The organism is Wolbachia endosymbiont (group A) of Brachyopa scutellaris, assembly GCF_964026995.1.
GTDB lineage: Bacteria > Pseudomonadota > Alphaproteobacteria > Rickettsiales > Anaplasmataceae > Wolbachia > Wolbachia pipientis.
In genome coordinates this window covers 58063-82508 of record NZ_OZ034720.1, presented here as the reverse complement: position 1 = coordinate 82508, position 24446 = coordinate 58063, and the positions used below count along the sequence as shown (strand labels likewise).

Below are 24446 nucleotides of genomic sequence, written 5' to 3'. Positions count from 1 at the left end.
TACAAATTCTATATTTGGAAAGGGGTATGTTATATCAATTATAATATAATTAATGATTAGTATGTATAATTAGGCATATTTATAATCAACGAAGCTGAATATGGGATCTAGCAATAGTATGTTTTTTGACACTGACTATCCAGAACTAAGAAAAGCTATTTCAGATATAATAGAAAGTATTGCACAATCCTCACAAGAGGGGAAAAAAGAGTTATTTACAACCCTATCAGAACAAGTTAAAGGGATGAACCTCAAAGATTTAGATTTAGCGATTAATGACCAAGGCTTGCAAAAGGAGGTAAATAAAGAATTATTTATAAAACTCATTGAAGAAGCACTTAAAGGTTTAACTTCTGAAAATGTTGACTCAAAAATAATAGAAGAGGCGTTAAAATCTGTTAATCAGCAAGCAATAGGTAATGTTATAAATAATAATAAAGGCCCGCTGGATAATCTAGTCAATTATTTTAAATCAGCATCTGCAAATGAAAAAATAGGAATAGCTTCTGCCGTAATGGTATTAGGAGCAGCATTTTCTCCACTTATTGTGCTTGCTACATTAATAGCACTTGTAGGTATTGGAGCACGTTATGCAGGAATAGGTATAGTAAAGGCAGGTGAAAAAATAAAAGAAGGAGTGATTGAAGCAGGAAAAACAGTAGAAAGTTCACGTAAAGATTTAATAGATAAGCTGCCTAGGCTTACACAAAGAGAGAATAATTTTGATAGATTATATAAGGAATTGACTCAACTCATTGTAGACTCTTCTGAGTTAGAAGAAAATAAAATAAAAGACGCTAAGGATAAGATTAGGGTAACAAAAATGCTCCGAAGTAAAGAGCAACTAGCAGCTATAAAGGGGTTAATAAGTGATGGAGTTATTAAAAATTTTTCAGAAGATAATATGAGCAGACTTCTGGAAAAGGGCCTCAGTACTCATGAAGAGGATGATATGCAGAAATTGCTAGATTTGATGAAAGATTTTCAACCTGCAATTATGGCCAGTGGTAATAATAAAATAGAGAAAGTGGAAAAAATAGTTGATGATAAAGTTAAAGAAATGAAGCCAAATTCTCACTTAGGTATTTCAAGTGCTGCACGAGTGAGTGAAGGAGGAATCACAGGACCGGGTTGATGCATTTGAGGAGCGTTTTGACGCAAAAATTACTATTAGAAAGTGGGATTACGCTATTCCTTTCTATCTACTTTTTTGAGCAATCCACCTCCACATCTAACACACATCTCAGTGATTATAATATCCAATTTTTGATCATGTTGTTCTACAGGTAGATTTTTACAATATTGTTTCTCATAAGCTACACCTATAAATATTTTTCCAAGCGGCCGTAATTTTTTTATCATTGTATCATACCAACCACCGCCAAAACCTAATCTATTAAAATGATCATCAAAAGCAATAACAGGAGTAATGATTGTGTCGGGAATTACATCTTCATTTGTTTTGTTCCATTTCTCAAATTTTAGTAACTTATTTTTATTAGGAATTGCTACTTTATAATCTAAATCGAGTAAACTATGCATCAAAGGCACAACATCTATTTCTCCATCCATTGGAATGTAAGCCGCAATTGTTTTGCCTTTAACATAGCTTAAGTTCTGATTAAAGAGATTAATAAGGGAATTTGCTGCATAACTGGAATAACTTTCATCAATATCTTTTCTTATAGCTCTATATTGCTCTCTTATTTCCTTTTTGTGCTGTTTAATATCTTTGAACATGATCTATCCATTTCGCAGTAAGTTTTTCTTGTAAACTATTTTGCTTCAAACGCTCACTTAAAAAGTCAAAGTCAATAAACTCCATATCCTGGTCTTGATTACTGCAACTATAAACAAAACTCCTTTCTCCTGTTTTCGCATTTATATGTTGCTGCACACACTGAGCGCAGATTTCTTTCATCATACACTGCATAGGAGAATTAACTGATGATATTGCTATGTGGCTTGATTTCAGATATGGCTTTAAAATTGTTTTTCTAGCTTCATTTATAGCTTTCATCATTTTATCAGAACCAATAGTGATGATTTTATCTATAACGTTCAAATTAATACCTAATCTTCCTTGTTGATAAGAGACTATTGCATCAACTATATTACCATGAAAGGATTTATCTTGATCTCTGCTTGTTTCTATCAATCCTTCTTCACATGCCCAAACTACTGCGTTTGATGCACGCTCTATCAGTGCTCGTTTAAATACATCACTTAACTTCTTATAGCCAGCAAAGTACAAAACCTTGTTATTATTTTCAAGACATGCCTTCCCTATCGAAAATAACACTGCATTTCCAACTCCACCACCAATTAGCATTATATTCTTCATGTGCTATTTTAACTGCATTTGTTCAAATTTTTTGAAATTTTATAGAACAAAGTAATTTATATAGTTCTATACACAAAGACAGAGACAAGGACACTCTCTGACTTCAACTATACCGATAACTGACAGCTGAATTTTTACGCATATCATCTAATAACAGGTTGCTTTGTATCATAATCTTTTGTTGGTACATCTGCTGTTTAATTGCTTCTATATCCGCTACATTACTCTTGATATCACACAACATCATCAACTTTGCAGTGCCATTTTCTCTCAATTCTACTATTTCATTCACACTTGTTTTACTAAATAAAATCTGTAAATCAGGATTTAAATCTCGCATTTTTATTTCAAATTCTTTTGCGTTTGGCAGCTTAAAATTATCTGCTAATTTATCAAAATTTAAACAATTAACTTTTTGCTCCTTGAGATTATCTAATAAACTTTCTGAACCTTCAACCACAATCTGTTTTAATTTTAAAGTGCTTTCCAGCAGTGCATGATTAAGTTGTACTTTATCTATTACTTTTATAACAGAGTAACCTTCACTAAAACTGAATGGACCTGCTATATCGCTGATTTCTAATCTTTCTAAAACGCCCTTGAGTTTGCCTTTTAGCTGACTTAAATTAACTGTTGCTTTACGCATCTTTATTGGAGATTCTGGGTTATTACTGTTGCGTGATTTTTTTACTAAATCTTCAGCTATACCATAAACGTCCTTGTCTTTTTGATCAGGAATTATAAACTCTTGGAACGTGATAAGATAATCCGGCTTTTCTGTTTGCCTTTTTACATCATCTACTTCTTTATCGCTTATATTAATAAATGGCACAATTCTTACTTCAATAATTTTGCTCCACAGTAACTGACATTTTATTTGTTTTCTTAAAATACCAAGATCTATATTATGCTTCTCTATGTATTGATCAACTTCATTAGCCTTAAGTTTAAAACTTTGGGTTAAAAATAACATAATAGCATTATCTAACTCCTCGTTGCTCAATTTTATATTCAGCCTCTGTGCTTCATTGATAATGATAATTTCGTCTATTAGCTCCCTAAGCACTTGAGGCTTTGCTTCTTTTTGATTAACACTTTGAGTGCCAAACAATGAATTTATAAAGTTGATGCGTTTTTCGATATCTAAATTTGAAATTGGTTCACCATTTACATCTGCAACAATTTCAATCTCGGTTGCAAGCAACCTAAGTGGCAACACTATCAACAGTAAGATTAGTATTTTATACATACAAGTAAAGTTGTTTAGTTAATAACCAATTCTATAATAAATACTGAGTCAATGCTAGCCAACTTTTTAATAGTGATCTCAGTGACAATGGAAATAAAAACCATTGCAACAAAATCAGGTACGCTGGTAAATAGGCTAAAAACATGCTAGTATAGCGAATTTAGACCGTGCTAAAAACAGTATACGGAAGGAGAGGGATTCGAACCCTCGATACGACTTTTGGGTCGTATAACGGTTTAGCAAACCGCCGCCTTCAGCCGCTCGGCCACCCTTCCAAATTTAGAACCTAAAGATTATATAATACCAAGACCTCTACCGCCTGTCTAATGCTTTTAATTGCAATATTTACCAATTAAATAGCGACATTTTTCCGAACAACTGTAATTTTTAGACCCGTGATACAAAAATCTATAGCTAACCCAAGAAAGGTTTCCCTACGTCATACCGCGATTCATTCCATAGCTGTACGAACGTTGTCTAGCAGGAGGGTGTCATCCCAGCGCCCCTATGATGTCATCCCAGTGCTTGACACTGGGATCCAGGAATTTTGATTGGGCACTAAGTTGGTAAGCATAAAAGTGGCTGATCTTATGTTAAAACACAACGTTCTTGATGAGATTACGGCAAGGCTGGATTCCAGACTGGAATGACACCATTTGCTGTGCAGTTTACCTTCAAGAATGAATGTTCGTACAGTTGTGCGCGGTATCTCAGCATAGATTCCGCTAACAAGTAGCGGAATGACGAATTTGTTATTTTTCAAATTGTGGGCAAACCTAAGCCACTTTAGCTATAAATCAACGCAAACTAATTTCTGCTTTTTTCAATGATTTTCTTTGCTTCTTCTATACCAACCCATTCTCCAACTGCTACCGTTTTTCCCTTTTCTAGATCTTTATAATGAGAAAAGAAATGAGCAATTTTATCTAGTAGATTTTTAGATAAATCAGAATAGTTCTTTATATTGTCATAATAGCTATCAACACTGGAAACAGGCACTGCTAATATTTTCTCATCTTCTCCTTTTTCATCTTTAGTGAGTAATGCGCCTATTGGACGCACCGATATTAAAACACTAGATGCTAAGGGAAACTGAGTTAGCACCAAAACATCCACAGGATCACCATCACCTGCGCAGGTATTTGGTACAAACCCATAATTGCAAGGATAAGTCATTGAGGTAGATAAAAATCTGTCAACTTGTAACAACCCAAACTCTTTATTAAATTCATACTTTACAGGCTCAGCATTCGCACTTATTTCAATTACCACATTCACCGCATTTGGTCCCGCTGTTATTTTACTTAAATCCATAAATTACCTCTTAACTTAAGAATAAGCATTATACAATATATGCTTTTAAGTTGCTACATTTATGTAATTCTAAACTTATTTTGCACGGGCTGTCCTAAATTTTCATTCGTCATCTTATTGACTGTTGAAAGTGGTGGTTCCTGTGATAATTGAAATAAAGCATATACTATTACGATAGTAAGCACTGCAGCAATTACTAGATTAACAAAATTATCCTGTGGTAGGAGACCTTTTATTGGATTAAATAATTTTTGCTCCATAAAGAAATAATCAGCAACATATAACCCAACAGATAATACAAACATACCTAAAATAAGTTTACAGACTGTGTTTTTATGGTCTTTTTCTTTTTTCTTACTGATGATAAGATTTGGCCTAGATTCGTTCTCTTCTGGCAACACTGAATTATTCTCAGGGCTTGTTACTAATTGTTCAAATTCATCACTATTCTGGCTTTTTAATAGTTGTTCCAGGGTGTTTTTTGTATTTATAGGACATATTGATCCATCCATTTTTAATCCTTTCTCTTGTCGATCTACATCCTCATGGTCGATTGTATATTTGATGGTTCCATCTCTACTTGATAATCCGATCATGTGTAGTTTGCTAGCTAAGAATATTGTATATTGCGTTATTAACAGATTCTCATGTAACTCTAGTACTTTTCTTTTTACTATTTTATCAGGTGACAAAGGTTTTTTATAACTACCTCCAAGAGAATATAATAGAGAAAATGATAAAGCCACATCTCTATCTACTTTTATCTCTTGATGAGTAGAATAGTAACAATCGATAACAAATTTATTAAAATAAAACTCTTTATCAGATTTTTCATTTAACAGTTTTTTGATGTCAGCAAGTACATTATTTTCAAAATCTTCTTCTGTTTTAAATATTGGTTCTCTCTTTGGATTTGCTAAGATGTTAAGTAAATCTAATTTTCTTCCATCTACTACTTCATTTATATCTCTATTTAACTCAGACCCTTTAATAACGTCATATATTTTATCTATGACATCTTTAGTATTCAGATTATTGTTTTCACTTAGAATTTGATAAGCTTGAGCATAAATTAAAAACAGCCCTTGTAGACTAAATTTTAAGTTAAAATATTTATCTAATGGTTCCTCTTTTTTTCTAATGAATTCAGACAAACCAAAATGATTTCTGTGATCCATACTACGATCTAAGTCAGCATGTTGAAAACCACCTAAAAAAATAAATAACGTCTCTAATAAATTGCCCTCACCAACAATTTTTATTAGTTCTTTAACTTTCTTAACCATTGCTAAAACCTATAATGTTCTACTTTATAGTATAAGGGATACATGGCAAAATAGCAATAAATATTATTGTACGTTTACACTCTGTATCAAAGAATTAAGCCCTTTAGTTAAGAACATATCCATCCACCGCCGATAACTTGCTCATCTTTATACGCTACACAGGCTTGACCTGGACTGATGCCAAAGTAATCGTCGTTTAAAATGACACAGGCTTTATTTTTTTCGTCAGTTGAATGTATTGTTGCTAAACTTCCCGCATGTGATGATCTCAGCTTCACAGTTACTTCCATACCTTCCTTTGGTTGTTCTAACCAATTTAACTCTTTGATCAATATTTTTTTTTGCATTAATGCGTTGATCGGACCTACTATAACCTCATTATTCTCTGTATTAATTTTTATCACGTAAAGAGGTTCACTGTACCCAACACCTAAGCCTTTTCTTTGCCCTACTGTAAAATTTACTATGCCACTGTGCTCACCTAGCACTTTTCCATTCACATCCACAATTTTACCTTTCTGTACAGATTGTGGAGCTAATTTAGCTATTGTTTTACTATAGCTTTCGGAAACAAAGCATATATCTTGACTGTCTGGCTTTTCAGAAATTTGTAAACTGAAATATTTTGCTAATTTTCTTATATCACTTTTATAGAACCCACCTAGCGGAAATCGCAAAAGCTTTAACTGCTCTTGAGTTGTAGCAAACAAAAAATAACTTTGATCTTTACTTTTATCAATGCTTCTGCACAACTTTACCTCACCATTTTTTTCTAACCTTCTCACGTAATGTCCTGTTACGAGCACATCCGCACCAAGATTTTTTGTAACTTGCAATAGATCACGAAATTTTACCGTTTGGTTACATCTCACGCATGGTATGGGAGTTTCCCCACGCATATAGGTACTCGCAAAATCCTCTATTACTTCCTTTTTGAATATTTCCTCATAGTTTAAAATATAGTGAGGAAAGCCAACACTTTCAGCCACGCGCTTAGCGTCATAAATATCCTGTCCAGCGCAGCATGCACCCTTTCTTGCGTTAGCATTACCGTCAGTGCCATAGAGTTGAAGAGTCACACCTATCACCTGGTACCCAAGGTTATGTAGCAGTGCTGCAGCAACCGAGCTATCAACTCCCCCGGACATTGCAACAACAGCCTTAGTCTGGTGCGGAGTTTTATCTTTTAGCAGAGGTTCAATTTCAAATTCTTTTAGCATAATCGCCTTAATTTATAAACGCAAATCTTGTGTCATTCCAACATACAACTGTGCAAACGTTTTGATTTGGGGGCAATTTACATAGTAGATAATGTCATGAAAGTAGCTGACACTGGAATCTAGCTTCTATTACACAAATTCATTAAAACAGCATATTTATTTGTAATCAAGTTTCCTGGATCCCAGTGTTAGCTACTCGGATGACACCCTTTTCTGCTAGAAGTTGCCTTCAAATTACTTGGTGCATGACACTGGGATCTCATTTATATTACATAATTCCATCAAAACAATTCGATAAACTACCTTCAAAAACAATTTAATCTTGCTTGAATAAAACATGGCCAAAATAATCCATGTTTTCAAGCACTTTTCCACTACCTAAGGCAACACAACAAAGTGGGTCATCTGCAACACGAACCGGTAATTTTGTTGTTTCACTGATAACTTTACCTAGATTACGTAATAATCCACCACCACCGGATAAAACTATTCCTCTATCGACTATATCAGAAGAAAGTTCAGGTGGAGTGCTCTCCAGCGCAGTCTTAATAGCAGAAATTATCTGATGTACAGGCTCTATTAAACTCTCTGCAACTTGGTATTCTGATAAAAGCATTTCTTTTGGCATGCCACTCACTAAATCCCTGCCTTTAATTATCATTCCCTCTTTGTTATTTTCACCTGGCAGACTGGCTGAACCTATGCTTTTCTTAATTTTCTCAGCGGTTGTTTCACCGATTAATAACTTATGATTTTCACGAATATATGATTTTATTGCTTCATCCATAATATCGCCACCTACTCTGGCAGAACGTGAATAAACAATTCCGCCTAAAGAAATAATTGCAACTTCAGTTGTACCGCCTCCTATATCAACAATCATAGAACCCTCAGGTTCAGTAACCGGGAGCCCAGCTCCGATTGCTGCAGCCATTGGTTCTTCAATTAAAAATACTTCATTTGCACCAGCACTTTCTGCTGCATCTTGTATAGCACGCCTTTCAACTGGCGTGGATCCAGATGGAACGCATATGATAATATTAGGTTTATTAACAGTGAATTTTGTGTTTGCACTGCGTATGAAATATTTTAGCATTTCTTCCGCACTTTTAAAATCAGCAATGACTCCATCTTTTAAGGGCCTTATCGCCTCTATTTCTCCAGGCGTTTTTCCAAGCATCATTTTAGCTTTTTTACCAAAAGCATAAGGAACGTAACTTCCTTTTTCTTTTATTCTTGCTACAACTGAAGGCTCATCAAGCACTATTCCCTGATTTTTCTGATAAACTAAAGTGTTTGCAGTACCAAGGTCTATAGCAATATCGCTAGCAAATAAACCTTTGAAAGTAAAAAGGCTATAAAACTTTCCGGTTAATTTTCGAACAAAATTCATACATAACTCAAGAAAACCATTTATTAAGACAAATTATACTTTTCAGATAAGTAGTAAGTAACACACTCAACGTCTAAACCCTTACCTGTTACTTTTTTTAGCAGTTCCAGGCCACACTTTGCACTGTATACATTTTGAGATAACCAACTGATAAGTAAACTAAAATCTCCTTTTATTATAGCACTTAATGATTCGTAATGATTCTTTTTAACGAAAGAGAAAATCTGCACAGCAGAAATTAAAGCAATAATTTTTATAGGAAAGTAGCCCATAACACCGCTTGCCCAATATTCATCTTGAAAATAAGTGTTTAGCTCATTTTTAGCTTTTACTGGAATTTTATAGTGCTTCATACCTTCCAACCACGCATCATGCAGGTCTTTGACTTCCAATGTGCCATTTATTATATCTTGTTCTAACTTAGTTCTCAACATAATATGAGCTAACAGACTAAATTCATCTGCATTTTTTAAAAAAGAAGAAAGGTTTATTTCATTGAAAACCAAGTGCAAATTTTCAACACTGCTATTAGTTTTGCCTTTTATAGCAAACTTCTCTTTTATGTGTGGTTGAATGAACTCAATAAATTCTCTGGATGTTCCAATCATCCTTTCCATGAATAACCCTTGAGTTTCATACATAACATGTCTCATAATTGGGCTACTTATAGAATTTTGCGCTAAACATTTTTGATAAATTGCATAACCACTATGCCGTAAAAGTGAAAATAAACCATAACAAAAATCAGATTCATCATAATCTATAGGGTAGTAATAAGAAGTACGAATCTCATTTAGTGCAATACCCATTTGCTGTAAACATAATGAGCCAAGTTCAATCTGTTTCTGAGTAGCAACTTTTTGTATATTAGTAACCTTATCCTTTTTCTGCTTTTCAATTATTTTATCTACATTTTCGCTAAAAAATTTGCCTACCTTGGGGAATACTTCCCTTATATTCTTTTCTGTGATATCAGAGTCATAGTCAGCAAGCAGTGAGTCGTATTTTGAGCATTTTAATTGCTGCGATTTTATAGAAGCTACTTCGCGAATGAGTGTGATTAAATCAGTAAAACGTTCTTTTAGTTTTTCTAAGTTACTGGTTTCAGAATGAGATAGCTTCCATAAATTTTGGCATTCAACCTTAGCTTTGGATAAAGACTTTACTAAATCAATAGGAACAGCACTGTTGCTTTTATGTATTCTCTCTATTAACTTTAGCTGCTGAGTATTTGCACTTTTTTTGTTACCAAGAGCATCTGCTAATGATTCCTTTATTACGTCATGAGAGATAATTTCATGTCTGATTTCTTCTAGAAGACTCATTTGTTCAACTTTGTCCTCTATATTCAATTGGCTTTGGTTTAGTACTTTTAGCGTATTTTCGATATTCTTTACCCTATATAATACTTCCTCTAAAAACTTATAAGATTTCATATTTGTTCATTATTTTAGAAAACATCTGTTTAACATCGTGATAGATTAATAATAAAGTTAAAAGTATATTTGCTTAAAGTACAATAAAAAATTGTACTTTTTATTCTTTTATTGGATTTTTCTACTCAGAGTCCAGCATATTATAGGAAAATTAATTGTAAGGTTGTAGAAAAAGTATTTAGTATTTTATTTCTCTTGACTATATTACAATATGGAGAGATATTAGCTACTGAAATTAAAGTTACGCACTATTTAAAATTTATGGAGGTTTAGTAATGTGGAGTAGACTGGTTATAATGTGCTGTTTTTGTTTATTACTTACTGGTGTAAGTTCTTGCCCAAAAAAAGGAGCAAATACAACAAATAAAATGAATTCTGTTGTTAAGCAGATAGGTGATAAAAGAGTTTTCTTTGGTTATGATGAATCTAGTATTGCTGAAGTAAGTGCAGATGTATTACTTGACGTAATGGAAGTGTTACAAGATAACCCTGACGCGAAGGTTACTTTAACTGGTCACACTGACAACCGTGGTTCTCATGAATATAATCTTGCGCTAGGCGCTAGAAGGGCAGATGCAGCTAAAAAATTTATGGTTAGTTGTACACCCTACATAGAAAACAGAATAAAAACTGCTTCTAAAGGTGAAACTGAGCCTTTGGTTAATGTAAAAGATGATTCTAGAAATTCTAAATATGAAAAAGAGCATGCTAAAAATCGTAGAGTGGAATTTTCATTTTCTGGAATAAAGAAATAGATTAAAACCTGGATCCCAGTGTCAAGCACTGGGATGACATAAAGAAAGGGCACTGGGGTGGACAAAAAAGGACAAACTTGTCATATTTAGTTGCTTGTTAGCGGGATCTATATATACCACAAATAAGTCGCTGTATGACGTAGAGACTATCTGGCCATCAAGAGATATAATGGAATTAGAGTTATTATTTCAAAATGTGGTTAATAGTTTTGCTTTCTATAATAATCAAGTTGCAGTTGCAGTATCAGGTGGTGTAGATAGTATAGTCTTACTGCACTTAATGACTAACTGGGCAAAAAAAAACAAGCTTTCACTTCCTATAGCATTAACAGTAAATCATGGATTACGTTCAGAGTCTCAAAAAGAAGCTGATTTTGTTATAAGTTATGCAAAAGAACTTGGAGCAAAGGAATCGTTCATATTAAATTGGGAAAAGCAAAACATTAAAGGTAATATTCAGTTACAGGCACGAAAAGCACGGTATAAGTTACTGGCAGAGTGGTGTAAAAACAATAATGTTAAATGTTTGCTTGTCGCTCATCACAAAGATGATCAAGCAGAAACGTTCTTATTAAGATTAGAGCGAGGTAGCGGCGTAGATGGATTATCATCAATGGACTACAAGTCTTTCCTAAATGGTATTTATATATTTAGACCATTGTTAAATTTTAGTCGTAGTGAAATAGAAAAGTACGCTAAGCTTCACCAGTTAAAATGGATCGAAGATAGAAGCAACTATGACTTAAAATACAGGCGAACTTTATACCGTAACTTACTTAAAGCAAGTGATAATCAAGAGATTTTAACAGAGCGAATATGCCTCACAGCCCTTCATATGAAAAGAGCTGCAAAAGCGTTGATGCACTACACACGCCTTGCGTTTAATGACTGCGTTAATGTGCATGATCTTGGTTATATTGAAATTAAACTAAGTGAATTTTATCAATTGCCAGAGGAAATAGCCTTGAGGCTTCTTCTTTACTCTATAATGGCAATTGCCAGTAAACACTATAAACCAAGGTATAATAGCCTTATCGTAATATTTAATAAAATATTGCAAAAGGATAGTAATGTTAACTGTACACTTTCTGGGTGCAAAATAAGAAAGTATGGAGAAAATATCTTGATAATTAGAGAATCGTCAAAGATACAAGAAATTACCGTAAACCTACCTTTAAATGAACCTACTCAATGGGATAACAGATTTAGCTGCACAATACTCGGAAATCAAGAGTGTTCAGTTATCATCGCTCCATTAAAAAAAACACAAAAAGTTCCTGAATTTCTGAAGGATTACAACTGCTGCCCTGAAGTTTTCTATTCTTTGCCTGTAGTGCTAAAAGATGGAAAGGTGCTTGCTTATCCTGATGTAAATTATAACGAAAAAAATACCAATGACGATAAGGCTCAATGCATTATTAATAGCACGATAAAACAAAATTTGGTAAGCTTGATTAGTATTTAGTTAGAAATAGAAATGAAAAAATTTTTAGAAGGCTTATTGATCTGGTTAGTAATTATTGTTCTTATTTCAGTTGCTTATATTCAGTTCAGCGGAAATGTAGGTAAAAGTAAAACAATTATACCTTTTTCGGAATTTTTAACTAGACTAGAAGACAATGATGTAGAAAATATTATTATAAAAAACCAGAGCATTGAAGGCAAGTTCAGGGATGGTTCAAGTTTCAATTCAAACGGTGTCATATATAGCGACCTAATAAAAAATTTACATGATAGAAAAGTGAGGTTCTCCTTTTCAACTGGAGATTCTGCCATGAGCGTAATTGGTGGATTACTTATCTCATGGGTCCCAACATTTATCTTTATTGGCTTTTTGCTATTCTTTCTTAAACAAACACAAGCGGGGGGCAACAGAACTATAAGCTTTGGCAAGTCAAGAGCTAGACTCATGACTAGTGGAAAAAAAGTAACATTTGATGATGTTGCCGGAATTGATGAAGCAAAAGAAGAGCTAGTAGAGATCGTTGATTTCCTTAAACAAAGGCAAAAATTTCAAATATTAGGTGGAAAAATACCAAAAGGGTGCCTTTTAATTGGCTCTCCTGGAACTGGTAAAACTTTACTTGCTCGTGCAATTGCAGGAGAAGCTAATGTGCCATTCTTTAGTATTTCTGGATCTGATTTTGTTGAAATGTTTGTGGGTGTTGGTGCAAGTCGTGTTCGTGATATGTTTGATCAAGGCAAGAAAAATGCTCCTTGTATAATCTTTATAGATGAAATAGATGCGGTGGGTAGGCATCGTGGCATTGGTCTTGGTGGCGGCAATGATGAAAGAGAACAAACATTAAATCAGTTATTAGTTGAGATGGATGGCTTTGAGTCTAATGAAGGTGTAATAATAATTGCTGCGACTAACCGTCCGGATGTCTTAGATCCAGCACTGCTTAGACCTGGTCGTTTTGACCGACAGATTACTATTTCTTTACCCGATATAAATGGGCGTGAAAAGATATTAAATACTCATATAAAGAAAATATCAATAGCACCAGATGTAAACGTGAAAACAGTTGCAAGAGGAACACCAGGCTTTTCTGGAGCTGATTTAGCAAATTTAGTGAACGAATCTGCACTTATTGCTGCAAGAAGAAACAAGAAAATTGTTACCATGGATAATTTTGAATATGCACGTGATAAAGTGATGATGGGCGTAGAAAGGCGATCTCTCATTATGACAGAAGAGGAAAAGAGACTGACTGCATACCATGAAGCTGGTCATGCAGTAGTTGCTATCAACATGCCTGCCTCTGACCCGATACACAAAGCAACTATTATTCCAAGGGGTAGATCCCTAGGTTTAGTGATGAGACTACCAGAAACAGATAGAGTATCCCTCACAAGAGAAAAGATGCTAGCAGATATAACTGTTGCAATGGGTGGACGTGTGGCAGAAGAGCTAATTTTTGGCTATGATAAAGTCACAAGCGGTGCATCTTCGGATATAAAACAAGCATCAGATTTATCACGTTCTATGGTAACAAAATGGGGAATGAGCGACAAAATAGGTCCGATCTATCACAATCGCGAACAAACCATGCATGGTTCTGACATAATTTCTGAAGATACGTTAAAACTTATAGATGAAGAAGTGAAGAAAGTTGTGTCTTCTTGCTATGAAAAAGCAAAAGAGATTTTGACCAAGCATAAGAAAGGCTTAGATCTCATTGCCGAAAATCTACTGGAGTTTGAAACTTTAACAGGAGATGAAATAAAGGACATATTAAATGGAAAAAAAATTGTTAGAGAGGAAAATGAGAAGAATGAGAAAATAAAAAAATCCTCTCTCTATGAGAGTTGACCTCATCTTAAAAATGCTAATCAGCTAACGCTGCAATAAAACATTCAGAATTGTAACTGTCAATATAAATTGTATTAAAATATTCATAATATTGCATTTTCATCACAATAATGCTATCATTCAGTTAGTATAGCTCTTTCCATAAAAGTCCGGATGTGATAGGATAAGGATAGATGATGATAAGGAGGTTGAATGCCAGCAGCATATAGTTATGATTTAAGAAAAAAAGCAATGGAAGCGCTAGACGAAGGAGAAAGCAGAGAAACAGTGGCAGCAAGATTTAAGATTGGACAAACTACTTTATGGGAGTGGCAGCAAAGAAGAAAAGAAACAGGAGACTTTCAATCAAAAAAACTTGGAAATGGGGGTTACAATCACAAAATTACCGACTGGGATACCTTTGCCAAATTTGCCAGAGAACACGGAGGAAAGACTCTATCGGAAATGGCTAAACTTTGGAACAACGTTAGTATCCAAACGATCTATCGAGCCCTTAAAAAAATTGGATTTACGCGCAAAAAAAGACATATGGATACAAGGAAAGAAACGAAGAAAAACGTGCTGAATTTTTGAAAATTATAGCGACAAAAGAACCTAAAAACTTAGTGTATATAGATGAGTCTGGCATTGATAACACCGAAGACTACCCCTACGGATATTGCCAGAAAGGACAGCGGTTTTATGCCTTAAAATCTGGAAAGAAAACTCAACGAATCAGTATGGTTGCAGCCTTAAGTGGAAGAAAGATAGTTGTTCCGTTAACCTTTGAAGGCCGCTGTAATATGGATGTTTTTAATGGATGGTTTGAGCAATTTTTGACACCGATCTTGGAACCTGGACAGACTGTCATTCTTGACAATGCTACTTTTCATAAGTCTGATAAGATTATCGAGCTTGCTAAAGGGGTTGGTGCAGAAATTTTGTATCTGCCGCCTTATTCTCCAGATTTCAACAAAATTGAGCATCATTGGTTTGCTATAAAAAACAGAGCCAGGAAAAACATTCCTCTATTCGAATCCTTTCGTCGTGCTGTTGATTCTGCCTTCCTATGACCTGTTCGGACTATTATGAGAAATGCTATATTAATGTTTAATGAGGTGTGAGTAATGATTGATATAGCTTCTATTGGTGTAAGTACAGTTATTGATCAGAATTATAGAAGAAAAGCACAATTATGTTTATCAGGATTATTTGTAACTGTGTCAATAGCAACTGTTACCTGGTTTATTTTCCCTGCGTCACAAAATGTATTAGCTCCGTTTTTACTTCCGGCTATGTTCTTGCTCTTCACTTTATCGATGGGTTATTACATGTTCATATTTAGTTGTGAAGAAAAATCTTTGGTAAAGAATGTTCTTGGTATGGTTGAACCGGCTGAATCGGTAAAGAGAGTGCATTGCCAAGAAAATATTAAGTCCTTATTAGCAGAAGTGAGAAGTACTACGAAAGATAGGTTTCGCAACGTGCTTGTTAATCTTTGTTTTGAAGATCGTAGTAAAGCACACAAACTTGCATTATATGTGAAAGAAATTGACGATATTGTGTCTTCAATAAAAAATAAAGACCTCTTAGACCATTTTGATCAATTTTTTACTATTACTGAAGTAAGCAATAAAAAAAATAGAAGTGAATTAATGAACCTCGCAAGGGCATATAAGATGATAAGTGAAGAAGATCCAGACAAAATACAGGATTTTTTAGCTACTCAAACAAAAAGTTATTCATATGAAATAATGTTACCTGAAATTGATAATTTTCTATCACAAGCTAGGTGATTTTATCAATAATTTCATTGTGTACGTGATTATCATTTTTTGTTTCAATTCCAGTGATAACACTGCACCTAACGGGCTCTTTTATGGCTATTTCCTGAAATCCTTTTCTGACCTTATTGTAAAAATTAACATCCATTTCTTCATATTTATTCTTGTCTTTTGCTCTATTTAACCCAACTTTAACATCAATATCTAGAATGAATGTAATATCTGGATATTTAATTTCCACTAGCTTATGTAAGTCCCTTATTAGCCCTAAGTCAACTCCAAACCCATATCCTTGATATGCAATAGTTGAATCAATAAACCGATCACAAATCACTATTTTTCCTTCTGCAAGAGCTGGTAATATTAATTTTTTCATATGTTCGCGCCTCATCGAGATAAGTAGCAAGAGTTCAGAAATAGAATCAATATTATTCGTTAACAATACTCCTCTTACCTTCTCTGCAAAGTTAGTGCCACCTGGTTCTCGAGTCAATACCACATTATTTTCGCCGCGAATTTGCTTAAAATGATTTGCAAGTAGCTTAGATTGTGTTGTTTTACCAGAGCCGTCTATTCCTTCGAAAGTTATGAACATAAGTTTTATAATTATAATACTAAAAAAGAATATGCAAACAGTATACATAGAAACCGTTTGACATTTAAATAATAAGACCGTAAATTACATGTGGTATAATAATAGTCTATGGTTGCTCTGAATACTCCTAAAGTCGATTTTAGTTTTACTGCAAAAGATTTTAATCTTTTGGGAGTAGACAATAAATATTATGCATTAAGTGACTGTTGTGGAAAAAATGGTCTTATTATAATGTTTATATGCAATCACTGTCCTTACGTTCAGTCAATTATTAGCAATCTGGTAAGCGATGTTGATCAATTGAAAAAAGATTATCAGGTAAACACCGTTGCAATAATGCCAAATGATGTAAATGAATATCCGGAAGATTCCTTTGAAAATATGATTAATTTTGCCAAGGAAAATAAGTTTACATTTCCATATTTAATTGATAGTACACAGAAAATAGCTAAAGAATACGGGGCTGTTTGCACTCCTGACTTTTTTGGCTTTAATTCCAATTTAAACCTTTGCTATCGTGGACGTTTCAATAACACAAAAAAAGAAAAGGTTCAAAGCTATGAAGTAGGAAGTAGTGACTTATTTCAAGCTATGAAATTTATTGCAGAAACTGGTAATTCTCCAATTGACCAAAAATCAAGTATTGGCTGCTCAATTAAATGGTCTAATTCTACAGGTTAAATATCATGCACAGTGGCTCTCAGCATTTGTTTGATATTATAATTTTGCTTTCTGCTGCTGTGTTTATAGTCATAGCGTTTTGGAAAATGAATATTAGTCCAGTGCTCGGTTACTTCGTTGCAGGTGCAGTTATTGGTTCTCATGGATTTAATCTGATACACTCAGCTGAAGCAATGGATAATCTTGCAGAATTTGGTGTAGTTTTCCTATTATTCATTATAGGCCTTGAATTGACATTTGAACGCCTGATCGCCATGCGTATTCATGTATTTGGGTTCGGTTCTCTTCAAGTTATAGTTACCATGGTAGCAATATGGTGCATCACTCTTGCTTTCGGAGTGAATACGAATATAGCAACAGTTATTGGTGGTGGGCTTGCGCTATCCTCAACAGCAATAGTGTTGCAGGTTCTGCAAGAAAAAGGTTCTCAAGCAAGTCAGGTTGGTAGGTTGTCAATAGCAGTACTATTAATGCAAGATTTTGCAGTAGTACCATTAATAGTATTGGTACCTTTACTTGCTGGCAATTCTGAGCACAGCCTGATAAGCTCATTGGCAGGTTCATTGGTGCAAGCAGCTATTGCATTAGTGCTGATATTTATAACTGGTAGATTATTGCTTAGACCTTTATTTTCGGTTATTGCTAAAATGGAAAGTAATGAGGTCTTTATATCAACAACGCTTTTAATAGTATTAGGAGCAGCATTTATTACTGAGCAATTCCATTTATCGTTGGCATTAGGTGCATTTGTCGCTGGATTGTTAGTTGCAGAAACAGAATACAGACACTCAGTGGAACACGCGGTATTACCATTTAAAGATTTGTTTCTTGGCTTATTTTTCATGACTGTTGGTATGTCCATCAATACCGAACTTTTACTCAATAAGTTACCACTAATTACTTTATTATCGATTATCCTTATCGTTTTAAAAACATCTATCATATATATATTGTGTAGATTTTTTGGATTTAAGAGTGCACCTGCTATACAAGCTGGGTTACTGCTTTCACAAGGCGGTGAATTTGCGTTTATTTTATTTCGCTTAGCAGATGAGCTAAATGTGCTACCAAGTGAAATCGCTCAAGTACTTATGATGGTAACTACAGTAACCATGGCTTTCACTCCTCTTTTATCGGGGCTTGGAGATTGGATAGCAAACTCATTTAGCACTGAGAAAACAATATTAGATGATGAAGCTGTTGAAACAGATACACAAGATCTTTATAACCATGTGATAGTTGCTGGATTTGGTAGAGTGGGATATATGGTAACAAAAATGCTTACGGCAGAGCATTTAAGTTACGTTGTTGTAGATATTCAATCGAAAATAGTCAAAGAAGGAAAAAGTGATAGTTTTCCTATATATCTTGGAGATGTTACAAGATGTGAAATTTTAAAATCGGTAGGAATAGAAAGAGCTCAAGCTCTCGTTATTTCAATAAAGAATGAAGTTACTATAAAAAAAGTTGTTTCTTTAGTTGCAGCAAATTTTCCGCATGTAAATATTGTAATACGCTTACCAGATCTGAGTAATGTGGAGGTTTATAGAGATCTAGGAGCTAGTAAAATTATTCCTGAAACATCTGAGATAGGATTGCAGCTAGGTGGAGCTGCACTGAGCCTTAGTGGTATTAGCGAAAGTGGAGTTACGTCTTTAAAAAGTAGATTCAGAAAAGGCAATTACAGTATGTTAAAAGACCTTGGTAGTGATAAAGATGAATAACTACTTCTCTAATTTTATGTACAGAAAGCTTCAAGCTTTATTGAGGTTTTGCCTATAGTAAATTACGCACATAATCAACCAAGTTAAGGAAAGTGCAAACCAAGTGATTGCATATTCCAAATGCTTCATTGGCTGTATAGCTACTTTGCTGCCAAAATTGTTCGGCCACAATACACACTTCTCTAGCTTAATACCTAACTCATTGGAAATTTCTTCTGTACTCAGGGTAAACCATGTATTCGAAGCAGTATCGTTCTTGATAAACCAATTTTTACTTTTATTGCTATCGCAATATAAAATTCCATCTGCAACTACTTTTTCAATTTTTACTTTTTTCTCCTTTTTTTCTCTGACTATTCCTTTATTCACCAACATGTAACGTCCAGTGGTGAGCAACATAGGAGACAGCACGTGATAGCCGTGTTGCCCTGCAAAAACATATAGTTCTATGTCACTTAGAATCCCATCAATCTTGACATGCCTATAGTTAAATTTTTCAAGGTCGTTATTGGGCAATAGATGAACCACTGGAAGACTCATACTTTTAATAATATTATTCTTCCAGTTCAATCTGAATATTTGCCATAACCCTAATAAAAAAAGAAGTGAGCAAGGTATAATTAAAATAAATACTATCTTTTTTAACACTCTATATTTGTGTTCTTAAATAGTTTTCAACACCCATTAGTTCAATAAGATCGATCTGTTTCTCAATCCAATGAAAGTGCTCTTCTTCATTTTTTAACATCTCTTCTAATAACATTACACTAACAAAATCCTTTTCTTTCTCAGCGATAGAAATCGTTTCTTTGATATCCTTAATACCTTTTCCCTCTAATTTCAAATTAGCTTCTAAGATTTTCCGTATTGTGTCTTTTGTAAACTTTCCATCATACTTTGATATTTCGTTTGTATCCTGAAAATTTGGGACTCCTTTAAATAACAAAATTCTTTCTGCCAACTTGTTTGCATGTTCAAGTTCTTCGTTAAGCTCATTTTTTACCTTTTCTGCAAGTCTATTAATTCCATTGTTTTTGAGAATCGCAAAATGCAAAAGATACTGGCGTACAGAAGTCAGCTCATTGGTCAATAATTTGTTCAAATGTTTTACTATCTCTTCATTCATAATCTTCCCTTAGTTCAATTCATCAGCATAATTTATATGATAACGATAGTTATAGCAACTCATTTAATAGTTCCTTTGATAACAACCGTATTAAATAGCATGTCGTGGTATGTCTGTTTTTTCTTAGAGAAGCAAGCAACTAGATACCAGCAGAGAGTGAGTAGCACTATAATTACTTTCAATGCACTCAAGACATTCACTAATACTTCCTGATCTCGCAAAAATTCAGTAAGGACAACTACTACACTGTTTAACAAAGGAAGAAAAAACTGGGAAGAGCTTCTGTCAAACGCTAAATTCAAGTCTATTTTAGAATTATCTAAATTGATAGTATACATATTCATTAACTGTTGACCGGGAGTTGCTTGGGCCTTTGAAGATATAAAATATGTGAAGTAACTACAATTTACACACATGTATGATAGATGTAAGATCAACGGAGAATCCTCTAATAGCAGTATAATTAATAAAGTTGGAATTAATAAAATTGCTACATCTATTAAATACGCGCAAAAGCGTCTTGTTATACTGGCAATCTCTGTAACAGCGTTCATTACCTATCTTCTAAATACTTTATTACAAAATCTGTAAGTTTATCAAAATGTTGAAAACATAACAAATCTTCATAACCGCTTATTGATTGACCGTATATAATAGGTAAACAATTGGCATTTTGTGCACACAGAACATCTGTGATGCTATCACCAACGAAAAACACATTTTCTCTATTTATAGGCAACGTACTCTCTTCTAATGCAAATAGCAGTGGGGTTGCAGATGGTTTATCTTCCGCGGTATCGCATGACCCAACTACTCTTTCAAAGTAAGAATCTAGTTTAAAATAGGCAACTTCTTTACGTAAATTAGTATTTTTCTTATTACTTACTATTGCTAGATAAACATTGTGGCTTTTCAACATCTGCAACATTTTCTCTACTCCTTGATTCAGAGCAATGTTTTGCAATAGTGCATCATCTAAATATTGTTGATATATCTGATTCGCTTTTTTCCACTGATCGCCAAATAAATTGACCATATAGCTCTTTCTCGACTCATGGGAATTTCTATCAGCAGCTTTATTACTATACCCCATTGAGTTTATGGTATGCTTAATAGCATTAAAAATGTTATCTTGAGTGTCAACTAAGGTATTATCCCAATCGAATACTACTGCTAATGGGCTATCTTTCATTTCTTATATAATTATACATTTTAACTTAATAAGTAAATAGCATTTTAATGAAAAAGATATAAATAGGACGCCCTTGATAAACACTTTTTACCACAAGTTATGTTAACTGTTTTTTATATAATTAGCTAATATACTGGTTATATGATATGTTTTAATAGGTAACAGGTATGGCCCAGACATCTAAAGAAAGTGTTGAAAAAAAGTTTAAAGATGTTTTTGAACGTTCTCCAGGTGCTTTTCCAGAAGGTACCTCATTAGAAGAGAAGGTTAATTATATCGCAAAAGGAACAGAGGCTCTAAAAGCTGTGAAAAGTAAGGAGCTTGAGAACAAAATGAAAAACGTTGCAGAATTGAGTCAGAAATTTGAAAGTCAAAAAGGACGTGCAGATGAAAAAGTACGTCAAGATTTTGAAAGAATTGCTGAGCTTGACCAACAATATAAAGGGAAGGGCATCTTCACAAGTGAAAAAGTTGCAGAGCCAAAAAGTGACAAAAAACTCCAAGACACTCCGAGAAAAACTACAACAGCAGTTAAAGACCTTGAACATAATACACAAAAAAAGACTACTGAAGCTTCTGTGCAAACAGCATCAGAGCACGATTCACAAACCGTTAATCCCTCAGTGAGCAAGAGTTCTGTAAAAGAGAAGCTCAACACTGAGCCGGACAAAAAAGATAACACGCCTCAACCACAAGAAAATCAAAAAGAAGAAGGGTTTTTGAGTCTTCTGAAGCGCTTTGTTAAGAAAATATTAGAAAAATTTTTAGGTGAAGGTGAAAAGGATGTAGAGAATGCTCGTGGCATGAAAGAAGATGCTCAAAGAGATACGTCAAATAACGAAGAGCAACAAAAGAGTAAGCAGCTTGATGAAATTTTAAAGGACAAAAGTGTAAGCGAGGGTTTGAAGCAGGCAACAAAGCTTGAGAACCCGGCAATAACGCCTGTTAATACTCCTAAAGTGAATGAAGTAAACACGGGTCGTGAAAGGTGATCCGCTTTCAAGCTTCATTATACCGCCACGAACCGTCATACCGCCGCGGTATCTCATCCGCTAACAAGTAGCGGGATGACGATTGTCAGGGTGTCATCCCAGTGTCCCTATGATGTCATCCCAGTGCCCTGACTACTTGGATCTAGCAAGCTTTGCTTGCAAATAAGTCTAATACGCGTCGCGTTTTATGCCAAAACACAATTGGAGTTACATGCAAAATAGATCCCAGTGTCAGCTACTCGGATGACAAAAAAAGGAGCACTGGGATGACACCATTTGTTGTATTTAACAAAGTTCGTACTTAGCTTCATGTTAGCTATAAACATTAAGAAATTTACCAAGCGAAAAAAAAGGCAAAAGAAGCCCCAGCTAATATCTATTTTAGAACATTGGCGTTTTTTAAGTCTTAAACACTGCAATTTAGCTGCTTTTAAATGCAACTCACCTTAGTTTAAATGTTTAAGAAATTTACTAAACAGAAAAAAAGGCAAAAGAAACCCTAGGGTAGCTAGTTATTCACTATCCATTTTTTAAGTTGGCGTTTTTTAATGTTTTAAATGCTTTATAAGCGTATTTCAGCTTGTGTAGGTAAAAACCCAGAATTTGATAAAGACATAGAGTACACATAGTGCAAAAAATTAAACATGAGACGCCAGATACGTGAGTTTTTTGTCATTTAATCTGTACAGAGAAGATAAATAAATAGCTTCATTTTCATGATAAGGAGGCTGGCGGAGTTTGTCAAGTAAGTTTTTTCGTTTCTAACGGTTGTTGCCAAAAACTATGCAAGAAGTCTATTGACAGGTGATTAAATTATAATGTAGCCTATCGCCGTATATCCGGGGGTGGGTTGTTGTGAGGCTTTTTCACTTTTTATTCTTGTTAATGTGTTTTTCTCTGTATTACTATGCGGGTTTTATATTTTCGCCCTGCCCAAAAGCTACGGTTTGCTTTTCACCTGGAGAAGATTGTGCTATGCCGATAATCAGCGTAATAGATCAGTCTAAAAAATCTATCCTAGTTCAAGAATATACATTTACTCTTGGAACAATTGCAAAATCTTTGATCAATGCTAAAGAACGTGGCGTTGATGTTAAAGTCATTTTAGATAAATCGCAACTCTACTCAAAATATAGTGTTATAAATGAATTATTTTCAGGTGGAGTACCAGTTTGGATCGATGATAAGCCAAAAATTGCTCATAATAAGATAATGATTGTTGATAATCAAAAAGTTATCACAGGGTCGTTTAACCTGAGTAAGACAGCTAAAAAAGGAAATGCTGAAAATTTATTAATTATTACAGATTATCCTGAATTGATTCAGCAGTATGTGAAAAACTGGGAGGCACGAATGTCACAATCTTATAAATATGCTCCTAACTAATCAAAAGCACTTGCTTAAAATCAGCTCTAAAAACAGCAAGGGAGAGCTTTTTTTATTGATTGGCGTAATGATTATGATATAATAAACTAGAAGTTTAAGGAATAAGATAATGGATTATATAAACGATGCTGCCGGTAGCTACACTGCCATTCATGATTTTTTTCAAAACAACGGTGTTGGAGATTACAAAGTTCAATGCAGTTATGGTGGGGTACCGTATGCTACTGATGAGTACGTGCATTCTGGCGATAAATTTTGGAGTAATAATTTTATAGACTCACATTTTGGAAGGGAAATAAAAATGTATCCTCAAAGTGAACTTTTAGCTAAAGAATATGCTGGAAGTACGTTGCCAGTTTCAATATCACTAGATAAGGATTTAATAAAAATAAAGGAGTGTCAGAAAAAAACGAAATTTGTGGAACTAGAAAGGGAGTCAGGCAATTTAGTGTATGATAAGCAAAAGCATGTAAAGTGTTACACAACAAAGCTATCATATGATGATGTGCATATTTACAATAACGATAAAGTTTCAACATTTAGCATAAAATACGACGTGCCAAATGATCCGAAATACAGTTTAAATATAACATTTACAAAGGTTAATGATAATAAATCAGGATTTTGGCAAAAATTTAAAAACATGTTTTAACGTGACCATTCACTGGTTTTTA

At 34.1% G+C, this 24446-nt stretch carries 27 protein-coding genes and 1 tRNA gene; 12 read left to right on the top strand and 16 right to left on the bottom strand.

All coding sequences use genetic code 11. From position 1 onward, the window contains the following. Nucleotides 1-100: 100 nt before the first annotated feature. Nucleotides 101-1135, top strand: coding sequence for a hypothetical protein (locus AAGD93_RS00425; RefSeq protein ID WP_341819522.1), 1035 nt, complete (start codon nucleotides 101-103; stop codon nucleotides 1133-1135). Between the two features lie 53 nt (nucleotides 1136-1188). On the opposite strand, the gene AAGD93_RS00420 is transcribed toward AAGD93_RS00425, so the two are convergent. From AAGD93_RS00420 to AAGD93_RS00405, 4 genes are all read right to left on the bottom strand, one after another. Beyond that, nucleotides 1189-1740, bottom strand: coding sequence for a 5-formyltetrahydrofolate cyclo-ligase (locus AAGD93_RS00420; RefSeq protein WP_341819521.1), 552 nt, complete (start codon nucleotides 1738-1740; stop codon nucleotides 1189-1191). Next, entirely contained in the window at nucleotides 1724-2344 is a 621-nt protein-coding gene (locus AAGD93_RS00415) for an oxidoreductase (RefSeq protein ID WP_341819520.1), read from the bottom strand. Before AAGD93_RS00415 ends, AAGD93_RS00420 begins: the two co-directional genes overlap by 17 nt. Before the next feature lie 103 nt (nucleotides 2345-2447). After that, nucleotides 2448-3593, bottom strand: coding sequence for a SurA N-terminal domain-containing protein (locus AAGD93_RS00410; RefSeq protein WP_341819519.1), 1146 nt, complete (start codon nucleotides 3591-3593; stop codon nucleotides 2448-2450). A 184-nt stretch (nucleotides 3594-3777) separates the two neighbouring features. Continuing rightward, nucleotides 3778-3868: transfer RNA gene (locus AAGD93_RS00405), tRNA-Ser, on the bottom strand. A gap of 120 nt (nucleotides 3869-3988) precedes the next feature. Here AAGD93_RS00405 and AAGD93_RS00400 point away from each other — a divergent pair. Continuing rightward, nucleotides 3989-4144, top strand: a complete 156-nt coding sequence (locus tag AAGD93_RS00400; RefSeq protein WP_341819518.1) for a hypothetical protein — start codon at nucleotides 3989-3991, stop codon at nucleotides 4142-4144. Here the strand turns inward: AAGD93_RS00400 and AAGD93_RS00395 are convergent. The 6 genes from AAGD93_RS00395 to AAGD93_RS00370 form a co-directional block, all read right to left on the bottom strand. After that, nucleotides 4099-4356, bottom strand: a complete 258-nt coding sequence (locus AAGD93_RS00395) for a hypothetical protein (protein ID WP_341819517.1) — start codon at nucleotides 4354-4356, stop codon at nucleotides 4099-4101. The genes AAGD93_RS00400 and AAGD93_RS00395 overlap by 46 nt on opposite strands. Nucleotides 4357-4400: 44 nt before the next feature. Next, entirely contained in the window at nucleotides 4401-4907 is a 507-nt protein-coding gene (gene ppa / locus AAGD93_RS00390; RefSeq protein WP_341819516.1) for an inorganic diphosphatase, read from the bottom strand. A 59-nt stretch (nucleotides 4908-4966) separates the two neighbouring features. Then, nucleotides 4967-6193 (bottom strand): hypothetical protein, encoded by a 1227-nt coding sequence (locus tag AAGD93_RS00385; RefSeq protein WP_341819515.1) that lies wholly within the window; start codon nucleotides 6191-6193, stop codon nucleotides 4967-4969. Between the two features lie 107 nt (nucleotides 6194-6300). Continuing rightward, nucleotides 6301-7413 (bottom strand): tRNA 2-thiouridine(34) synthase MnmA, encoded by a 1113-nt coding sequence (gene mnmA / locus AAGD93_RS00380; protein ID WP_264337961.1) that lies wholly within the window; start codon nucleotides 7411-7413, stop codon nucleotides 6301-6303. Between the two features lie 316 nt (nucleotides 7414-7729). After that, nucleotides 7730-8806 carry a rod shape-determining protein gene (locus AAGD93_RS00375; protein WP_007548791.1) on the bottom strand — a complete coding sequence of 359 codons (1077 nt, stop codon included), beginning with the start codon at nucleotides 8804-8806 and terminating at the stop codon, nucleotides 7730-7732. Between the two features lie 23 nt (nucleotides 8807-8829). Further along, a complete protein-coding gene (locus AAGD93_RS00370; RefSeq protein ID WP_341819514.1) occupies nucleotides 8830-10242 on the bottom strand; it encodes a carboxypeptidase in 1413 nt (470 codons plus the stop codon). Nucleotides 10243-10517: 275 nt separating this feature from the next. Between AAGD93_RS00370 and AAGD93_RS00365 the strand changes: the two genes are divergently transcribed. From AAGD93_RS00365 to AAGD93_RS00345, 5 genes are all read left to right on the top strand, one after another. Beyond that, on the top strand, nucleotides 10518-10997 hold the full coding sequence (locus tag AAGD93_RS00365) for an OmpA family protein (RefSeq protein WP_341819513.1): 480 nt from the start codon (nucleotides 10518-10520) through the stop codon (nucleotides 10995-10997). A gap of 169 nt (nucleotides 10998-11166) precedes the next feature. Beyond that, nucleotides 11167-12462 (top strand): tRNA lysidine(34) synthetase TilS, encoded by a 1296-nt coding sequence (tilS, locus tag AAGD93_RS00360; protein ID WP_341819512.1) that lies wholly within the window; start codon nucleotides 11167-11169, stop codon nucleotides 12460-12462. A gap of 12 nt (nucleotides 12463-12474) precedes the next feature. Next, nucleotides 12475-14313: an ATP-dependent zinc metalloprotease FtsH gene (gene ftsH / locus AAGD93_RS00355; RefSeq protein ID WP_341819511.1), complete on the top strand. Its 1839-nt coding sequence runs from the start codon at nucleotides 12475-12477 to the stop codon at nucleotides 14311-14313. 192 nt (nucleotides 14314-14505) lie between these two features. Continuing rightward, nucleotides 14506-15365, top strand: a protein-coding gene (locus AAGD93_RS00350; protein WP_341819510.1) for an IS630 family transposase whose coding sequence is annotated in 2 segments (ribosomal slippage) — nucleotides 14506-14830 and nucleotides 14830-15365 — 861 coding nt in all. Because the reading frame shifts where the segments join, the coding sequence is not laid out codon by codon here. Between the two features lie 54 nt (nucleotides 15366-15419). After that, on the top strand, nucleotides 15420-16088 hold the full coding sequence (locus AAGD93_RS00345; RefSeq protein WP_010081999.1) for a hypothetical protein: 669 nt from the start codon (nucleotides 15420-15422) through the stop codon (nucleotides 16086-16088). Here AAGD93_RS00345 and tmk read toward each other — a convergent pair. Further along, nucleotides 16081-16671, bottom strand: coding sequence for a dTMP kinase (gene tmk / locus AAGD93_RS00340; protein WP_010081998.1), 591 nt, complete (start codon nucleotides 16669-16671; stop codon nucleotides 16081-16083). The two genes, AAGD93_RS00345 and tmk, sit on opposite strands and share 8 nt — an antisense overlap. Nucleotides 16672-16779: 108 nt before the next feature. On the opposite strand from tmk, the gene AAGD93_RS00335 reads away from it, so the two are divergent. Continuing rightward, nucleotides 16780-17352, top strand: coding sequence for a thioredoxin family protein (locus AAGD93_RS00335; RefSeq protein WP_264337966.1), 573 nt, complete (start codon nucleotides 16780-16782; stop codon nucleotides 17350-17352). A gap of 5 nt (nucleotides 17353-17357) precedes the next feature. Beyond that, nucleotides 17358-19076: a monovalent cation:proton antiporter-2 (CPA2) family protein gene (locus AAGD93_RS00330; protein ID WP_341819509.1), complete on the top strand. Its 1719-nt coding sequence runs from the start codon at nucleotides 17358-17360 to the stop codon at nucleotides 19074-19076. A gap of 30 nt (nucleotides 19077-19106) precedes the next feature. Here AAGD93_RS00330 and AAGD93_RS00325 read toward each other — a convergent pair whose 3' ends face one another. From AAGD93_RS00325 to AAGD93_RS00310, 4 genes are read right to left on the bottom strand one after another with little or no spacing between them, the layout of a single operon-like run. Then, entirely contained in the window at nucleotides 19107-19724 is a 618-nt protein-coding gene (locus AAGD93_RS00325; protein WP_182321165.1) for an SURF1 family protein, read from the bottom strand. Nucleotide 19725: 1 nt separating this feature from the next. Next, nucleotides 19726-20202: a bacterioferritin gene (gene bfr, locus AAGD93_RS00320; protein WP_077188433.1), complete on the bottom strand. Its 477-nt coding sequence runs from the start codon at nucleotides 20200-20202 to the stop codon at nucleotides 19726-19728. Between the two features lie 59 nt (nucleotides 20203-20261). Continuing rightward, nucleotides 20262-20756 carry an RDD family protein gene (locus AAGD93_RS00315; RefSeq protein WP_341819508.1) on the bottom strand — a complete coding sequence of 165 codons (495 nt, stop codon included), beginning with the start codon at nucleotides 20754-20756 and terminating at the stop codon, nucleotides 20262-20264. Next, entirely contained in the window at nucleotides 20756-21394 is a 639-nt protein-coding gene (locus tag AAGD93_RS00310; RefSeq protein ID WP_341819507.1) for an HAD-IA family hydrolase, read from the bottom strand. The genes AAGD93_RS00315 and AAGD93_RS00310 overlap by 1 nt, the downstream gene beginning before the upstream one ends. Before the next feature lie 167 nt (nucleotides 21395-21561). Here AAGD93_RS00310 and AAGD93_RS00305 point away from each other — a divergent pair, with 167 nt between their 5' ends. Further along, nucleotides 21562-22386 (top strand): hypothetical protein, encoded by an 825-nt coding sequence (locus AAGD93_RS00305; protein WP_341819506.1) that lies wholly within the window; start codon nucleotides 21562-21564, stop codon nucleotides 22384-22386. A gap of 185 nt (nucleotides 22387-22571) precedes the next feature. On the opposite strand, the gene AAGD93_RS00300 is transcribed toward AAGD93_RS00305, so the two are convergent. Beyond that, a complete protein-coding gene (locus AAGD93_RS00300) occupies nucleotides 22572-22712 on the bottom strand; it encodes a hypothetical protein (RefSeq protein WP_153296786.1) in 141 nt (46 codons plus the stop codon). Nucleotides 22713-23241: 529 nt separating this feature from the next. Here AAGD93_RS00300 and AAGD93_RS00295 point away from each other — a divergent pair. Continuing rightward, entirely contained in the window at nucleotides 23242-23772 is a 531-nt protein-coding gene (locus AAGD93_RS00295; protein WP_265025859.1) for a phospholipase D family protein, read from the top strand. 109 nt (nucleotides 23773-23881) lie between these two features. After that, the gene (locus AAGD93_RS00290) at nucleotides 23882-24424 is read left to right on the top strand and encodes a hypothetical protein (RefSeq protein ID WP_341819505.1); all 543 of its coding nucleotides are present in this window, start codon (nucleotides 23882-23884) and stop codon (nucleotides 24422-24424) included. Nucleotides 24425-24446: the final 22 nt, after the last annotated feature.

What these genes read in the sequence shown, in the direction of transcription:
- AAGD93_RS00425 (WP_341819522.1), top strand. Translation starts at nt 101, where the DNA reads ATGGGATCTAGCAATAGTATGTTTTTTGACACTGACTATCCAGAACTA.
- AAGD93_RS00420 (WP_341819521.1), bottom strand. Translation starts at nt 1,740, where the DNA reads ATGTTCAAAGATATTAAACAGCACAAAAAGGAAATAAGAGAGCAATAT.
- AAGD93_RS00415 (WP_341819520.1), bottom strand. Translation starts at nt 2,344, where the DNA reads ATGAAGAATATAATGCTAATTGGTGGTGGAGTTGGAAATGCAGTGTTA.
- AAGD93_RS00410 (WP_341819519.1), bottom strand. Translation starts at nt 3,593, where the DNA reads ATGTATAAAATACTAATCTTACTGTTGATAGTGTTGCCACTTAGGTTG.
- ppa (WP_341819516.1), bottom strand. Translation starts at nt 4,907, where the DNA reads ATGGATTTAAGTAAAATAACAGCGGGACCAAATGCGGTGAATGTGGTA.
- AAGD93_RS00385 (WP_341819515.1), bottom strand. Translation starts at nt 6,193, where the DNA reads ATGGTTAAGAAAGTTAAAGAACTAATAAAAATTGTTGGTGAGGGCAAT.
- mnmA (WP_264337961.1), bottom strand. Translation starts at nt 7,413, where the DNA reads ATGCTAAAAGAATTTGAAATTGAACCTCTGCTAAAAGATAAAACTCCG.
- AAGD93_RS00375 (WP_007548791.1), bottom strand. Translation starts at nt 8,806, where the DNA reads ATGAATTTTGTTCGAAAATTAACCGGAAAGTTTTATAGCCTTTTTACT.
- AAGD93_RS00370 (WP_341819514.1), bottom strand. Translation starts at nt 10,242, where the DNA reads ATGAAATCTTATAAGTTTTTAGAGGAAGTATTATATAGGGTAAAGAAT.
- AAGD93_RS00365 (WP_341819513.1), top strand. Translation starts at nt 10,518, where the DNA reads ATGTGGAGTAGACTGGTTATAATGTGCTGTTTTTGTTTATTACTTACT.
- tilS (WP_341819512.1), top strand. Translation starts at nt 11,167, where the DNA reads ATGGAATTAGAGTTATTATTTCAAAATGTGGTTAATAGTTTTGCTTTC.
- ftsH (WP_341819511.1), top strand. Translation starts at nt 12,475, where the DNA reads ATGAAAAAATTTTTAGAAGGCTTATTGATCTGGTTAGTAATTATTGTT.
- AAGD93_RS00345 (WP_010081999.1), top strand. Translation starts at nt 15,420, where the DNA reads ATGATTGATATAGCTTCTATTGGTGTAAGTACAGTTATTGATCAGAAT.
- tmk (WP_010081998.1), bottom strand. Translation starts at nt 16,671, where the DNA reads ATGTTCATAACTTTCGAAGGAATAGACGGCTCTGGTAAAACAACACAA.
- AAGD93_RS00335 (WP_264337966.1), top strand. Translation starts at nt 16,780, where the DNA reads ATGGTTGCTCTGAATACTCCTAAAGTCGATTTTAGTTTTACTGCAAAA.
- AAGD93_RS00330 (WP_341819509.1), top strand. Translation starts at nt 17,358, where the DNA reads ATGCACAGTGGCTCTCAGCATTTGTTTGATATTATAATTTTGCTTTCT.
- bfr (WP_077188433.1), bottom strand. Translation starts at nt 20,202, where the DNA reads ATGAATGAAGAGATAGTAAAACATTTGAACAAATTATTGACCAATGAG.
- AAGD93_RS00315 (WP_341819508.1), bottom strand. Translation starts at nt 20,756, where the DNA reads ATGAACGCTGTTACAGAGATTGCCAGTATAACAAGACGCTTTTGCGCG.
- AAGD93_RS00310 (WP_341819507.1), bottom strand. Translation starts at nt 21,394, where the DNA reads ATGAAAGATAGCCCATTAGCAGTAGTATTCGATTGGGATAATACCTTA.
- AAGD93_RS00305 (WP_341819506.1), top strand. Translation starts at nt 21,562, where the DNA reads ATGGCCCAGACATCTAAAGAAAGTGTTGAAAAAAAGTTTAAAGATGTT.
- AAGD93_RS00300 (WP_153296786.1), bottom strand. Translation starts at nt 22,712, where the DNA reads ATGTTTATAGCTAACATGAAGCTAAGTACGAACTTTGTTAAATACAAC.
- AAGD93_RS00290 (WP_341819505.1), top strand. Translation starts at nt 23,882, where the DNA reads ATGGATTATATAAACGATGCTGCCGGTAGCTACACTGCCATTCATGAT.